The sequence below is a fragment of the Streptomyces purpurogeneiscleroticus genome (assembly GCF_020024005.1).
Lineage (GTDB): Bacteria > Actinomycetota > Actinomycetes > Streptomycetales > Streptomycetaceae > Streptomyces > Streptomyces purpurogeneiscleroticus.
Map to the genome: position 1 here is coordinate 1 of NZ_NHSG01000324.1, position 14421 is coordinate 14421.

The window sequence follows — 14421 nt, forward strand, 5'->3', positions numbered from 1 at the left end:
TCCCCGGCCACCCGCGCCCCCAGGAGCGCGACCCCCGCGGCGGCCGCGGTCATCGCCAGTACGGAAGGCAGCCGCAGGGTCACCACGCCCCCGCCGAGGACGTCGAAGAGGGCGTGCATGAAGAGGTAGTAGAAGCCGTGCACCGCGTCGACGTTCTGCAGCGTGCCCCACAGCTCGGGGAGGCTGCGGTGCGCCATGTCGTAGGTGACGACCTCGTCGCGCCAGATGCTGCCCTGGCGGCGGATGCCCCACAGGCCCAGCGCCAGCGCGAGCGCGCACGGCGCCGGCACGACCCTGGTCCAGGGCGCAGGCTCGGCGCGTACGTGCCCCGTGGCGGTCCGGACGTTCAGCGCGGTATCGATGGCGGGCTCCCGAGCGGTCGGAATCGGGTCTGGCGCCCCGGACGGATCGCACGCCCTACGGTACGCGCAACGCCCCGGCGGAACCGGGGCGTTGCGGTACGTAGCGGTCGTACGGGACGGGCGCCGGGTCAGCCCACGCGCGTGAGCTTCGCGCCGAAGGTCGGTTCGGCGAGGTCCTTCTGGAGCGCCACCGGGACCGTGGCCTGGCCGGGCCCGCTCCCCGCCGTCAGCACGCCGACCTCCGTGCCGGCCTTGGCCGTGTGCGGGATGGCCTTGTCCTTGTCCGTCAGCCCCAGCTTGACCGTCAGGCCGTTCCAGCCGACCGCCTTGAGGTCCTCGGTCGCCACGACCGGCGTGGTGCCGCCGAGGCCGTCGTCCACCACGCCGACGACGTCGCCCTCCTTCACGACCGTACGGTCCTCCAGGGCGCCCTGGGTGGTCGTGAGCAGGTCCTTGCTGATGGCGTTGGCGGTGTCGATGATCGGCGGCCGGTGCTGGCCGAGCACCGCACCGACGATCAGCTGCGTCGTGTCACCGACCTGCTGCTGCCCAGCGAAGAGCAGGTTGCCGCCCGCCTTCGAGGTGGAGCCGGTCTTGAGGCCGATGGCGTTGTTGTACGGCGGCAGGGTGTTGAAGTTCCGCCAGGTCTTGCCGGAGGGGTCGGTCCAGCTCGGCAGCTTGGTGATGTCCACCAGCGAGCGGATCTCCATCGCCTTCTTGCCCAGCTTGACCTGGTCCTGGGCGGTGCTGACGGTGGTCTCGATCAGGCCGCTGGGGTCGGTGTACGTGGTGTTCTTCATGCCGAGGTCCTTGGCGGTGGCGTTCATCTTCTTGACGAACGCCTCCTGGGAACCGGCGTCCCAACGGGCCAGCAGCCGGGCGATGTTGTTCGCGGAGGGGATCATGACCGCGGACAGCGCGTCCTTCTGCGAGATGTAATCGCCTTCCTTGACGGTGTCGAGGACCGACTCGTCACCGTGCCCGGCACCCTTCTTGCCGTCCTCCTCGGCCTGCTTGTCCACCCGGATCATGTCGCCCTTCTTGCCGGGCTTCAGCGGGTGGTCGCGCATGATGATGTACGCGGTCATCGTCTTGGCGACGCTGCCGATCGGGATCGGCTTCTGCGCGCCGTACGAGCCGATCGGGCCCAGGCCGGACACCTCGACGTACGCCTGGCCCTCGGACGGCCAGGGCAGGGACGGCTTGCCGCCGTCGAAGGAGTACGTGGCGTCCGAGGTCAGCGCGAGCGTCGGGTCCGGGAGCGGCCGCACGGCCTGCACGATCACGAAGATCAGCAGGAGCAGCAGGGCCAGCGGGGTCCAGATCTTGAACCGCCGCACGATGGTGCGGATCGGGGTCTCGGGCGGCGGCGGGGTGTTGGTGAGCTGCGCGAGCAGGTCGAGCGGGGGCAGCGGCTGCTGCTTCGTACGCTCGGATTCGGGCAGCGGCGCCGCTTCGGGGGCGGCGGACGACGGCTGTGCGGCGGCCGGCTGCGGGCCGGAGCGCGCCGGGGCCTCGGCGGCCGGCGGGAGCGGGGCGGAGGCGGCGGTGCCGCCCGTGGCCTTGGCGATGTCCGAGGAGGCGCCGGGCTTACCGGCCGGCTTCACGACGGCCTTGCCGACCGGCTTCGGCGGCTTGACCGGCCGCTCGTCGGCCGACTTCAGCGCGACGAACTGGCTGGTCCGCTCGGCGTCCCGCTCGACGGCCGCCTTGCCGGACTTCCCGGCGTCGTCCTTTTCCTCACCGGAACCGGACTTCCCGGCGTCGTCCTTACCGGACTTCTCGGCGCCCTTGGACTCCTCGCCGGGCTTGGCGTCCTTGCCGGCCTTGCTGCCCTTGCCGTCCGCGCTGCTCTTGGCGGCGGGCGCGGCACCCTTGGCGTCCTTGGTGTCGGCGTCCTTGGTGTCGGCCTTGGCGTCCGTGCTGTCCTTGGGCTCCTCGCCGCCCTTGGGCGCCTTGCTCTTGCTGTCCTCGGACGCCTTGCTGCCCTCGGCGTCCTTCTTGGCGCCGTCTCCGTCGCTCTTCTTGGCGTCGTCCGTGACGTCCTTCTTGGCGTCCTGCTTGTCCGCACCGGCGGTGGACTCGGCGACAGCCTCGTCCTTGCCTTTGCCCTTGTCTTTCTCCTTGGACGTGGCGGCGGCTGCGGCCTTCTTCGCGGTCTCGGACCGCTTGGGGATGGCAGCCGCCGTGGCCTTCCGGGCCTCCGCCTCCTTCTTGGCGCCGTTCTCCGCGTCCTTCTCCGCGCCCTTCTCGGCGTCCTTGGCGGAAGCCTTCTCTTCGCCCTCGCCACCCTTCGGCTTTACGGCCGCAAACACTCGGGTGGCTTCATCGGCCGGGGCCGACTTCGGGGTCACGGTGCCGAAGACGGCCGTCGGCTGGTCCGGCTGGCCGGCGCCCTTCTTGGCCTTGCCGCCGGGCTTCCGTACGGGCAGCGCGGACTCCGCTTCGGCGTCGGCCTCGGCCGCGCCACCGGTCTCCGCGCCGCCCTTGCCCTCGGCGGCATCGCCGCTCACAGGGGCCTCAGAGGCGCCAGAAGCCCCCTTGGGGGCGTCCTCGCCCGGCTCCGCACCCTCCGCACCCTCCGCGCCCTCCGGGGCGTCCGAGGCGTCCTTGCCCGCCACCCAGGCAGCCACCGCCGCCTTGAGCCGAGCATCGCCACCCTCGCCGCCCTCGGAATCGCCCTTCTCCCCGGCCGTCGCAACCGGATCCGGCTCCGCGGGCGTCTCCGTGGGCGTTTCCGTGGACGCCTCCCCGGATGCCTCGCCGGACTCGGGTGCCTCCCCGGACGTCTCCGTTTCCGTCGGTGCATCACGGAAGACCGCGAGCCGCGGATCGCGGTCGCTCTCCGCCGTCTCCCCCGACGACTGCTTCTGCTCCGACCTGTCGGGGGACTCGCCCGCCACCGGTATCTCCTTCATACGTCGCGCTGCTGCTCTGCCCAGTGTTGCCAAGTGTCCTGTGTGCGAGAAGCGCGGCTGCGCAGCCGCGCTGTCCGGGGCTCGCGCCCCGCCCTCAGAGGCTGTCGCCCACCGAGTAGACGAGAACGACATACCTACCGGTTCCCTGCCGAATCACCCACGCACTCTCGACAGATGAATGTGAGAGGGGTCACCCTGTCATTCATCCACGCGGGGAGGCATGGATGGGCAGGAGCCGCAGAACAATTCCGGAGGAGCTTCTGCTGCTCGCTTTGGACCCGGCCACGGGAACCACAGCGCAGCCGCAGTCGCTCGACCTCGGTCTGGCCGGGGCCCAGCTAGTGGAGCTGGCTCTGGCGGGACGGATAGCCCCTGACGGGGATCGTATCGCCGTGGTACTGCCACGGCCGACTGGAGATCCGACACTGGATTCGGCGCTCGAGTTGCTGCGACGGCGCGGCAGCCCGGTGCGCGCGGTCCACTGGATCGGCGGGCCCCGACTGGGGCTGCGCCAGACCTACCTCACGCATCTGGAGCGGTGCGGCATGGTGCATGCCGTGGCGGGTCAGATGTGCGGAGTACTGCCGACGACTCGCTACCAGGCGACGGACACGGCCATCAGCCGGGAAATCAGGGCCCGGCTGGACAACGCGATCCGCACCGGCGTACCACCGGACCCGCGGACCGCGGCGCTCGCCGCACTGGCCCACGCGGTCGGTCTCGGCAAGCACCTCTACCCCGGGAACGAAGGGCGCTCATCGCGCTCCCGTCTCCGGGATCTCATCCGGCACGACCCCATGGGCGGGCTGGTCGCGCACGCCGTCATGGACGTGCAGAACGGCGTCGCGGCGCAGCCGAGGCGCGCAACGGCAGCGGGACCGGGCCCCGGAGCCGGCCGGCAGCCGGCCGCCCGGGCCACGGACGGGACGCCAGGCGTTCCGGCCCAGCCAATGCGGGGCAGCATGGCCCGCGTCGGCGCCCGTTAGCCGGACGGACAGAACCCGGGACGGACAGAACCGGGCGGACAGGCCCCCGGAACGGACAGCTTCCGGGGCGGACAGGACCGGGACGGACAGGAACCGGACGCACATCACAGGACGGGACAGCAGCAGGACGCCGCCACCCCCAGGGCGGCACCGGCACGAGCAGCACTCGCGCGGCAGGCAGCGCGCGACGGCTGCCCGCGCGGACCCACCCCGTCCGCAGCAGCACCCTCTCACCACACGAAACCGCAGTACCGACAACGTAGCGCCCGGTTCCGAACCGGCCGCCAACACGCAGTACCCGGCGGCCGAACGGCCGGCAACGCAGTACCCGGCAACACACCGCAGCACCGTCCCCAGATCCCGTCCGGGAGCCGCAACAGGCGCGGGGTGGTGGATCCGCCGTTCTGGACGACGGCGGGCCCGCCACCCCGCGCCCCCTTTCACGCCCTTCCGGCCCTCCTCGGCCGCCTGCGGGCCCCCGGCGCACCAATGGCGCTCCCCGCGCCCCCCAGCAGGCGCGTACGGGCCGTACACCGCCTTCCAGGGCCGGCCGCGGCTCAGGCCGCCGGGTTCCGCTTCCGCTTCCGTACGCCCCCGTACAAGCCCCCATGCACGCTCCCGGCACGCGCTCCCGTACGCGCTCCCGGTATCCGCCCGTACGTCGCAGCGGGCGCCCTCCGGACCGGCGCATCCCGTAGGGCCTCTCGTACCCGCGCCCACCTTGTCCGGCCATTTCCCAGCGCGGTGCCGACCGGTGGTGGCAATCTGCTGAACAGGAAAAAACAGCAGTCCGGAGCCGGAGGTGCACGTCCCGTGGCGTCCAATGTGAATCCCACCGTCAGGCGACGCCGGTTGGGCCAGGAGCTGCGCAGGCTCCGGGAGCTCAAGGGCATGACCGCGGAGGAGGTCGCGGAGCGGCTGCTGGTCTCGCAATCGAAGATCAGCAGGCTCGAGAACGGCCGCCGCAGCATCAGTCAGCGCGACGTCCGGGACCTCTGCGGGGTGTACGAAGTCGAGGATCACCGCATCGTCGATTCGCTGATGCAGATGGCGAAGGATTCGCGCCAGCAGGGCTGGTGGCACGCCTTCGGCGACATCCCGTACAGCGTCTACATCGGCCTGGAGACCGAGGCGGCCTCGCTGCGCGTGTACGAATCGCTGCTCGTGCCGAGTCTGCTGCAGACGCCCGGTTACGCGGAGGCGGTGATCCCGGGGACCGTCCCGGAGCTGGCGCCGGACCAGCTGGATAAGCGCATCCAGGTGCGCATGCGGCGCCAGGAGCGGGTCAGTGATCCGCACACCCCGCTGCGGCTGTGGGTCGTGCTGGACGAGAGCGCGCTGCGCCGCGTCGTCGGCAGCCACCTCATCATGCGCGAGCAGCTGGAACACCTCGTGGAGATCAGCAAGCTGCCGCACGTGACGGTCCAGGTGCTGCCGTACGACACCGGCGCGCACGCCGGGATGTCCGGCACGTTCTCGATCCTGGAGTTCGACGACGCGGCCGACTCCAGCGTGGTCTACATCGAGGGCGTCACGAGCGACCTGTACCTGGAGAAGACCAACGACGTGCACAAGTACACGATCATGTACGAGCATCTGCGGGCCCAGGCGCTCAACGCCGATCAGAGCCGGGAGTTCATCGCCGAGGCCGCCAAGCGGCATGCCGACAGCACGAGGTGAGGTGCGGGCCGGGCGGTGAACGAGCCGGCCGCCGGGACTCCACCTGGCGGGAAACGGCCCGCAAGGCGGCCGAATAGCGGATTCCGGAAAGGAAGCGAGCACGGTACACCTGCGCCGGTTTCCTTGAAAAGAGATCAAGGAATATGCCATACGGATGAGTGATACCCCTCTGGCGTCGGTGATGTTGGCGCGTAGCGTCATGCGTACCGAATCCGCGCCAAGTCGCGGCAACCCAGAGTGAGTCGGAGTAAACATGGCAACCAAGCCCAATTCCGCATTTTCCTGGACGAAGTCCTCGTACTCCGGTGGCAACGGCGCCTGTGTCGAGATCGCCGTGCCGGCTGCCGAGGCCATCGCGGTGCGCGACTCGAAGGACCCCGACGGCCCCCGGCTGACGTTCGACACCGCCGCCTGGAGCACGTTCGTGGCGGAGGTCGGCGCCGGTACGTACGACGTGGCCTGAGCGGCCCGTCGTCCAGCCCCTCAGAAGTCCGCATTCCGCACCCAAATCCGCACAACTCCACAGCTCCATCGCCTCACCACACCGCACCACCGCAACGGGCCCTCTCGACTGGATCGCCGTCCCGGCCGAGGGGGCTCGGCCTTCCCCCGTCCGGCGTCGCACCTCCCCCCGACGCCGTCCCGCACGGAGGGAGTTGGAGTACATGACAGGCACCCACGAGTGCCCACAATGCGGATACCTGTGCGAGCGGCACATCCGGAGACATAAGCTCCCTGCACCTTGCAGCTAACGCCGGTTAACGGCGAGCGCGAGACGAGCGATTGGAGCCAGCCACCATGCCCGGAGCCGCATCCGCCACTGCCAAGACCGCCTCCACGGCCGTATCCCTGGCGCCTACCGCCGACTTCGCCGCCGGTTCGGTACCCGCAGCACCCGTCCCCGGGCTCGCCGGGCGGGCGTCGCGGACCGGGGCCTCGCCCGTGCGGGAGATCCTGGCGCTGACCGCGCGGCCCGAGGTCATTTCGTTCGCCGGCGGGCTGCCGGCTCCGGAGCTGTTCGACGCGGACGGCATCGCCGATGCCTTCCGGCACGTACTGGCGGACCGTCCGCAGCAGGTGCTGCAGTACTCGACCACCGAGGGCTCCCCGGCGCTGCGCGGGATCGTCGCCGAGCGGGCCACCGCGCGCGGACTGGCCACCGACCCCGACGACCTGCTGATCACCACCGGCTCGCAGCAGGGCCTCACGCTCCTGTCGACCGCGCTGCTGGAGCCGGGCGACACCGTCCTGGTGGAGGCGCCCTGTTACCTCGCGGCCCTGCAGATCTTCTCGTTCGCGGGCGCCCGGGTGGTGCCCGTGCCGTGCGACGACGACGGGCTGGACCCCGAGGCGCTGGACGAGATCGTCGCGCGGGAGCGGCCGAAGCTGCTGTACACCGTGCCGACGTTCCAGAACCCGAGCGGGCGCACGCTGCCCGCCGAGCGCCGTGCCGCGATCGGTGCGGTGGCGGCGCGCCGCGGGCTGTGGATCGTGGAGGACGACCCCTACGGCGAGCTGCGCTTCGAGGGCGAGCCCGTGCCGTGGGTGGCGACCTTCCCGGGCGCCGAGGACCGTACGGCGCTGCTCGGCTCGTTCTCCAAGATCTTGGCGCCGGGGCTGCGGCTGGGCTGGCTGCGCGCGCCCGCCGCGCTGCGGCGCGCCTGCGTGATCGCCAAGCAGGCCGCCGACCTGCACACCTCGACCGTCGACCAGGCGGCCACGGCGCACTACCTGGCGCACGCCGATCTGGCCGCGCACCTGGACCGGGTGCGGGTCGCGTACCGCGAGCGGCGGGACGCGCTGCTCGCGGGGCTGGGCGACGCGCTCCCGGAAGGCTCGCGCTGGAACCGGCCCACGGGTGGCATGTTCGTGTGGGCGCAGCTGCCGGCCGGGTACGACGCGACGGAGCTGCTGCCGTCGGTGGTCGAGCACGACGTCGCGTACGTGCCGGGGGCGCCCTTTTTCGCGGGGCAGGCCGACGCGGCGACCATGCGGCTGTCCTTCGTGACGCACTCTCCGGAGGAGATCCGGGAAGGTCTGCGGCGGCTGGGCGCGGCCCTTCGCTGACGTCCCTCCGTATGCGGTCCGTCGGACGACCCGTTGTGTGACTCCGTATACGACCTCCTCTCCTGCACCGCACGGGATCCCGCTCCCGTGTGGTGCTTTTTTGTGCGGATTTGCTGTGCGGAGCCTGGCGAAGTGTCCGCTCATGGTGCGGGTGCCGTCGCGGGCACGACAACGAGGCGCAGGGTCAAGAGAGAGTAAAAATGTTCGGTTAGGTGACCGGGGTTCATATCTGTGACCCACGAGCCCCCTTGACCGGGCACTGTGCCAACGGTTCAATCCCCGAAGTCCCCACTCCCGCACGGGGGCGCCGCCGAGGCGAAGTGCTGTTGCGTTCTTGCACGTTCACAAGGCGGACCCCTTGGAGGGGGCATGAACGGTCTCGACTGGACTGTGCTCATCGGATACTTCGGCGTCATGGTCGCCATCGGCCTGTGGTCGCACAAACGTGTCGACAACGTGAGCGACTTCTTCACGGCGGGCGGCCGGATGCCCTGGTGGCTGTCCGGCATCTCGCACCACATGTCCGGCTACAGCGCCGTGATGTTCACCGGGTACGCGGGCATCGCCTACCAGTACGGCATCACCTCGTACGTCACCTGGTCCTTCCCCATCGCGATCGGCATCGCCATCGGGGCCAGACTCTTCGCCGGCCGGCTCAACCGGCTGCGCTCCCGGCTGCACGTCGCCTCGCCGCTCGAATACCTCAAGACCCGTTACAACCTGCCCACTCAGCAGGCGCTCGCCTGGTCCGGCGTGCTGCTGAAGATCGTGGACGTCGGCGCCAAGTGGGCGGCGATCGCGACCCTGTTGTCCGTCTTCACCGGGGTGTCGCTCAACCAGGGCATCCTGATCACGGGCCTGGTCACGGCTGTGTACTGCACGGTCGGCGGGCTCTGGGCGGACGCCCTCACCGAGCTGGGGCAGTTCGTGATCCAGCTGCTGGCGGGCCTGGCGATGCTGGTCACCGTGCTGGCCGAACTGGGCGGGGTCAGCGCGCTGTGGACGGTATGGGACCGGCTGCCGGACACCCACACCCAGCCGACGGTCGGCCCGTACACGCTGACGTTCCTGCTCGCGTACCTGTTCATCAAGACCTTCGAGTACAGCGGCGGGATGTGGAACCAGGCGCAGCGCTACATGGCCACGAGCAGCGCCCATGAAGCGCGGCGTTCGGCACTGCTGTCGGCTGCGCTGTGGTTCATCTGGCCGGTGGTGCTGTTCTTCCCGATGTGGGTCGCGCCGCTGCTCGTGAAGGCGGAGAAGCCGGACGCGTCGGACTCGTACGCGCTGCTCACCGAACACCTGCTGCCGCACGGGCTGCTGGGGCTGGTCATCGTGGGATTCTTCTCGCACACGATGGCGATGTGCTCCTCGGACGCCAATGCCATCGCTGCGGTGTTCACGCGGGACATCGCGCCGGCCGTCTCGGCGAAGGCGCGCGACTGGTCGCACCGGGCGGGGCTGGTGGCCGCGCGGCTGTCCACGCTCGCCTTCCTCGGCCTGTCGATGGCGATCGCGACGCAGGTGAACTCGCCGGCCTTCGCCGGGATCATCTCCGTGGTGATCAAGTGGGTGGCCGGGCTGGTCGGGCCGATCTCCATCCCGTTCCTGCTGGGCATGCTGCCGCTCTTCCGCAGGTCGGGGCCGGTCGCGGCGCTGACTTCCTGGGCAGCCGGCCTGTTCGCGTTCTGGCTGACGAACTACGGGATCGCCGACGTCTCGCTGCAGATCCAGATCGTCTCGCCGGTCGCCGTCTCGCTCGTCCTCTTCGTGCTGATCGGGCTGGTGAAGCCGGAGGCCACGCCGGAGCGGGACGCGGTGCTGGCCCGGATCAACTCCGACGGGGACGACGACGGTCCCGGTGCGGCGGCACTGGCCGTACCCGGGCAGCCCGCTCCGCGGGACCAGAAGAAGCCCGTGTAGTCGCCGTAATGAAGCTCGTGCAACGCAGTACCCGGGGCGCCGCTGTGCCCGTAGGGAAGCGCTGTGCCCGTAAGGCAGCGCTGCCCTTGGAGAAGCGCTGCGGGCTCACGCCCTCGGGTACCGCGCCAGCCATCCCGGTGCCGAGTTGCCGGGGCCGTGGAGCGCGGGCCCCTGGGTCATCTCCATGGCGAAGTCGTCGGCGAGCTGGAGGACGGTGGCGCGGCCCTCCAGCTCGACCAGCCAGACCGGCGGCAGGGCCGTCTCGCCGTGCAGGGTGCCGAGGAGGTTGCCGCACATCGCGCCGGTGAGGTCGGAGGCGCCGCTGTGGTTGACCGCGAGCAGCAGCCCGTGCCGGATGTCCTCGGCGACCAGCGCGCAGTACACGGCGATGGCCAGCGCGCCGGCTGCATGTCCGGCCTCGCCCAGCGACTCGACCCGGGCGGGGGTCGGCATGCCCTGCCGTACGGCGCCCAGCGCCCGCTTGAGCGCGTCGGTGGTCTCGTCGTGGCCGGGGCGGGTGGCCAGGTGCGCCAGCGCCTTCTGGACGGCGCTGTCGAGGTCCTCGCCGCGGGCGAGGGAGTGGGTGATGACGGCGAGCGCGCCGGCCGCGAGATAGCCGGTGGGGTGGCCGTGGGTCTGCGCCGCGCACTCCACGGCGAGCTGGAAGACCAGCTGCGGCTCCCAGCCGACGAGCAGCCCGAAGGGGGCCGAGCGCATCACGGCGCCACCTCCGTTGGCCTGCGGGTTGCGGGGCGCGTCCAGGGTGCCCATGACGCCGTCCCCGAGGCCGGCGAGGCACTCGCGGGCCGGGTCGCGGCGGGCGTACAGCCACTCCTCGCGGGCCAGCCAGCCGTCGTCCGTACGGCGCTCGTCCGGGCCCCAGTCGTGCTGCGTGACGGCCCAGCGCCGGTAGGCGCGGTACAGGTCGGTGGGCGGGTGCCAGGCGCCGGTGTCGCGGCGGACCTGGGCACGTATGAGGCCGTCGACGGTGAAGAGGGTGAGCTGGGTGGCGTCCGTGATGGCGCCGCGCCGTTCGAAGACCAGGGCGTAGTCCGTGAGCCCCTCGGTGCCGTATGCCTGGCGGAGGTCGTCGAGCGAGGCGTGCGCGGCGCCCGCGCCGAGCGCGTCACCGATCGCGCCACCCAGCAGGCAGCCGCGCACCCGGCTGCGGAAGTCCTGCTGCTCGGCGCGGCCCCAGATGGCGTTCCCGCCGCCTGCTGCGCTCACTGTGTCCCTCCTGGCACTGTGCCCTCCTGGACCCGTGCTGCCGCTCCCGACGCCCTTCTGACGCTCGCTGACGCAGGGCACTGTAATCGACAGGGTTTCGGCCACTAGTGGGCAGGAAGGGAATGCGAAGAGGCGACCAAGAGGCGGCTTTTGATCGTTACCGGAACTTTCCGGTCACCTGCGCAATATCGGCCCAGGAGTCATCCTCAGCCCCTGGTGTGGGCATGCTCCGTCCATGTCCGAGTACGAGTGGGACCGCACGACCATGGCCGTCGTCGCGTGCGCGCTGGCCGGGGACAGTGAGGGAGCGGTGGAGTTGCTGCGCCCGCTCCCCCAGCGCGACACCTGCCATATCGCCGTACGGCTCGCGGCGATGGCCGCCGACGCGCTCATCACCGCGGCGGAGGATGCCGGCGGCGACCGCGCCGAGGCCCTCGCCCGCTGGCAGCAGTGCATCCTCCAGCACGAGACGGAGCACGGCGGGGAGGGGTGAGAACCGGCCACGGGGCCTCCGGGGGCGCTGAGAGGCCCCGGAGGCCCCGTGCGTCAGTCCAGTACCGGCAGCAGCTCCGGCAGGTGTCCGTCGGAGCGGAGCGCCGCCTCCTGGCGCTCAGCGGACACCGGCCCGTAGGTGGTCGTACGGGCCCGGGCCGGACGCCCGGCCTCCTCGGCGATGGCGACCAGGTCCCGCACGGACCGGTAGGAGCCGTAACTCGACCCGGCCATCCGGGAGATCGTCTCCTCCATCAGCGTGCCACCCAGGTCGTTGGCGCCCGAGCGCAGCATCTCGGCCGCGCCTTCGGTGCCGAGCTTGACCCAGCTGGTCTGGATGTTCGGGATGTACGGGTGCAGCAGCAGCCGCGCCATCGCGGTCACCGCACGGTTGTCGCGTGAGGTGGGCCCCGGTCGGGCGATGCCGGCGAGATAAACCGGCGCGTTGGTGTGGATGAACGGCAGCGTCACGAACTCCGTGAAGCCCTCGACGTTCCTGTCCAGCGCGGACCGCTGGATGTCCGCCAGCAGCCGCAGGTGGCCCAGCCAGTGCCGCGGCTGGTCCACGTGCCCGTACATCATCGTCGAGGACGAGCGGATGCCCAGTTCGTGCGCCGTCTTGATGACCTCGACCCAGGTGGCGGTGGGCAGCTTCCCCTTGGTCAGCACCCAGCGCACCTCGTCGTCGAGGATCTCGGCAGCCGTACCGGGGATGCTGTCCAGCCCCGCCTCCTTGGCGGCGGTCAGCCACTCCCGGATGGACATGCCCGTACGGGTCGCGCCGTTGACGACCTCCATGGGCGAGTACGCGTGCACGTGCATCCCCGGGACGCGTTCCTTCACCGCCCGCGCGATATCGAAGTACGCGGTGCCGGGCAGGTCCGGGTGGATGCCGCCCTGCATGCACACCTCGGTGGCGCCCACGTCCCACGCCTGCTGGGCGCGGTCGGCCACCTGGTCCAGCGAGAGGGTGTACGCGTCGGCGTCCGTACGGCGCTGCGCGAAGGCGCAGAACCGGCAGCCGGTGTAGCAGACATTGGTGAAGTTGATGTTGCGCGTGACGATGTACGTGACGTCGTCGCCGACCGTGGCCTTACGGAGGTCGTCGGCGATGCCGCAGAGCGCGTCCAGGGCGGGCCCGTCGGCGTGCAGCAGGGCCAGCGCCTCGTCGTCCGTGAGCTTCGTCGGATCGTCCGCCGCCTGCTTCAGGGCGGCCCGTACGTCGGTGTCGATGCGCTGCGGCACCATCCCGGGGGCCGCGGCCTCGCGGAGCGCCTCCCAGTCGCCGTACACCTCGTCGAAGTCGTTCCGGCGGTCGCCGGTGCGGCCCTCGGTGTCGATGGTGCGGTGCAGGTCCGTCCGGCCCGAGCCGTGCAGCGAGAACTCCTCGTCCGGCTCCTGCCAGGGGTGCCCCTCGACCAGCGCGTCCTCGCGCGCGAGGCCCGTCTCGGGGTCGGCGAGCGCCCGTACGTGCGGCAGCAGCCGCGGGTCCAGCCAGGGCTCGCCGCGCAGCACGAACTCCGGGTAGACGGCGAGGCGTTCCTTCAGCTGGAAACCGCTCTCCGCGGAGCGCGCGGCCAGCTCCTCGATCTGGGGCCAGGGGCGCTCGGGGTTGACGTGGTCCGGGGTGAGCGGCGAGACGCCGCCCCAGTCGTCGATGCCGGCCCCGATGAGCCGCCCGTACTCCGCGTCCACCAGGTTGGGCGGCGCCTGGAGGCAGGCGGACGGGCCCAGGATGTGCCGCGCGACGGCGACCGTGGCGACCAGGTCGTCCAGCTCCGCGTCCGGCATGCCGCGCATCGCGGTGTCCGGCTTGGCGCGGAAGTTCTGGATGATCAGCTCCTGGATGCCGTGGTACGCGCGGGAGACGCGGCGCAGCGCGAACAGTGACTCCGCGCGCTCCTCGTAGTTCTCGCCGATACCGATCAGCAGTCCGCTGGTGAAGGGCACCGAGCTGCGCCCGGCGTCCTCCAGGACGCGCAGCCGTACGGCGGGCTCCTTGTCGGGCGATCCGTAGTGCGGGCCGCCCGGCTCGCTCCACAGCCGCTCGGCGGTGGTCTCCAGCATCATGCCCATCGAAGGCGCGACCGGCTTGAGCCGCTGGAAGTCCGTCCAGGACATGACGCCCGGGTTCAGGTGCGGCAGCAGCCCGGTCTCCTCCAGGATGCGGATCGCCATCGCGCGCACGTAGGCGAGCGTGTCGTCGTACCCCTCGGCCTCCAGCCACTCGCGCGCCTCGGGCCAGCGGTCCTCGGGCTTGTCCCCGAGGGTGATCAGGGCCTCCTTGCAGCCCAGTTCGGCGCCGCGGCGGGCGATGTCCAGGACCTCGTCCGGGGACATGAACATCCCGTGCCCCTCGCGGCGCAGCTTGCCGGGCACGGTGGCGAAGGTGCAGTAGTGGCACTTGTCGCGGCACAGTCGGGTGAGCGGGATGAAGACGCTCTTGGAGTACGTGATGACGCCGGGGCGGCCCGCGGCGTCCAGCCCCGCGTCCCGTACCCGGGCGGCGGAGGCGCACAGATCGTCCAGATCCTCGCCGCGCGCCTGGAGGAGGACGGCCGCCTCGGCCACGTCCAGCGCCACGCCGTCCCGCGCGCGCCTCAGCGCCCGGCGCATGGCGTTCGCGGTCGGCGCGGGGCGCCGGTTTCCCTGCGGGGGCTGCTCGGGTCCCTGCGGCAGTTGCTCGGATCCCTGCGGGCTGGAAGTCATCCTCCGAGGATACGAGCGGGTGCCAGGGCGGCCGACGGACCACGGAGACCGTTTTGT

General features: G+C 71.1%; 9 protein-coding genes and 1 pseudogene. 6 read left to right on the forward strand and 4 right to left on the reverse strand.

The window, feature by feature from the left end:
* Positions 1–290 (reverse strand): annotated as a pseudogene (locus CCS38_RS21105) (glycosyltransferase family 39 protein); the annotation flags it as partial.
* A gap of 200 nt (positions 291–490) precedes the next feature.
* Positions 491–3280 carry a D-alanyl-D-alanine carboxypeptidase family protein gene (locus CCS38_RS21110; protein ID WP_263302383.1) on the reverse strand — a complete coding sequence of 930 codons (2790 nt, stop codon included), beginning with the start codon at positions 3278–3280 and terminating at the stop codon, positions 491–493.
* A gap of 224 nt (positions 3281–3504) precedes the next feature.
* Between CCS38_RS21110 and CCS38_RS21115 the strand changes: the two genes are divergently transcribed.
* The 5 genes from CCS38_RS21115 (at position 3505) to CCS38_RS21135 (ending at position 9936) form a co-directional block, all read left to right on the forward strand.
* The gene (locus CCS38_RS21115; protein ID WP_223734875.1) at positions 3505–4266 is read left to right on the forward strand and encodes a GOLPH3/VPS74 family protein; all 762 of its coding nucleotides are present in this window, start codon (positions 3505–3507) and stop codon (positions 4264–4266) included.
* 813 nt (positions 4267–5079) lie between these two features.
* A complete protein-coding gene (locus tag CCS38_RS21120; protein ID WP_223734876.1) occupies positions 5080–5946 on the forward strand; it encodes a helix-turn-helix domain-containing protein in 867 nt (288 codons plus the stop codon).
* Positions 5947–6199: 253 nt separating this feature from the next.
* Positions 6200–6409, forward strand: coding sequence for a DUF397 domain-containing protein (locus tag CCS38_RS21125; RefSeq protein ID WP_223734877.1), 210 nt, complete (start codon positions 6200–6202; stop codon positions 6407–6409).
* A gap of 335 nt (positions 6410–6744) precedes the next feature.
* Positions 6745–8013, forward strand: coding sequence for an aminotransferase-like domain-containing protein (locus CCS38_RS21130; protein ID WP_223734878.1), 1269 nt, complete (start codon positions 6745–6747; stop codon positions 8011–8013).
* Positions 8014–8382: 369 nt separating this feature from the next.
* The gene (locus tag CCS38_RS21135; RefSeq protein WP_223734879.1) at positions 8383–9936 is read left to right on the forward strand and encodes a sodium:solute symporter family protein; all 1554 of its coding nucleotides are present in this window, start codon (positions 8383–8385) and stop codon (positions 9934–9936) included.
* Between the two features lie 105 nt (positions 9937–10041).
* On the opposite strand, the gene CCS38_RS21140 is transcribed toward CCS38_RS21135, so the two are convergent.
* Positions 10042–11163, reverse strand: coding sequence for an ADP-ribosylglycohydrolase family protein (locus CCS38_RS21140; RefSeq protein WP_223734880.1), 1122 nt, complete (start codon positions 11161–11163; stop codon positions 10042–10044).
* Positions 11164–11398: 235 nt separating this feature from the next.
* On the opposite strand from CCS38_RS21140, the gene CCS38_RS21145 reads away from it, so the two are divergent.
* Positions 11399–11656, forward strand: a complete 258-nt coding sequence (locus CCS38_RS21145) for a hypothetical protein (RefSeq protein WP_103833933.1) — start codon at positions 11399–11401, stop codon at positions 11654–11656.
* 53 nt (positions 11657–11709) lie between these two features.
* Here the strand turns inward: CCS38_RS21145 and CCS38_RS21150 are convergent, their stop codons facing one another.
* On the reverse strand, positions 11710–14364 hold the full coding sequence (locus CCS38_RS21150; protein WP_223734881.1) for a bifunctional FO biosynthesis protein CofGH: 2655 nt from the start codon (positions 14362–14364) through the stop codon (positions 11710–11712).
* Between the last annotated feature and the right edge of the window lie 57 nt (positions 14365–14421).

Bases quoted from the DNA above. Each gene is read 5' to 3' on its own strand.
- CCS38_RS21110 (WP_263302383.1), bottom strand. From the start codon at position 3,280: ATGAAGGAGATACCGGTGGCGGGCGAGTCCCCCGACAGGTCGGAGCAG.
- CCS38_RS21115 (WP_223734875.1), top strand. From the start codon at position 3,505: ATGGGCAGGAGCCGCAGAACAATTCCGGAGGAGCTTCTGCTGCTCGCT.
- CCS38_RS21125 (WP_223734877.1), top strand. From the start codon at position 6,200: ATGGCAACCAAGCCCAATTCCGCATTTTCCTGGACGAAGTCCTCGTAC.
- CCS38_RS21130 (WP_223734878.1), top strand. From the start codon at position 6,745: ATGCCCGGAGCCGCATCCGCCACTGCCAAGACCGCCTCCACGGCCGTA.
- CCS38_RS21135 (WP_223734879.1), top strand. From the start codon at position 8,383: ATGAACGGTCTCGACTGGACTGTGCTCATCGGATACTTCGGCGTCATG.
- CCS38_RS21145 (WP_103833933.1), top strand. From the start codon at position 11,399: ATGTCCGAGTACGAGTGGGACCGCACGACCATGGCCGTCGTCGCGTGC.
- CCS38_RS21150 (WP_223734881.1), bottom strand. From the start codon at position 14,364: ATGACTTCCAGCCCGCAGGGATCCGAGCAACTGCCGCAGGGACCCGAG.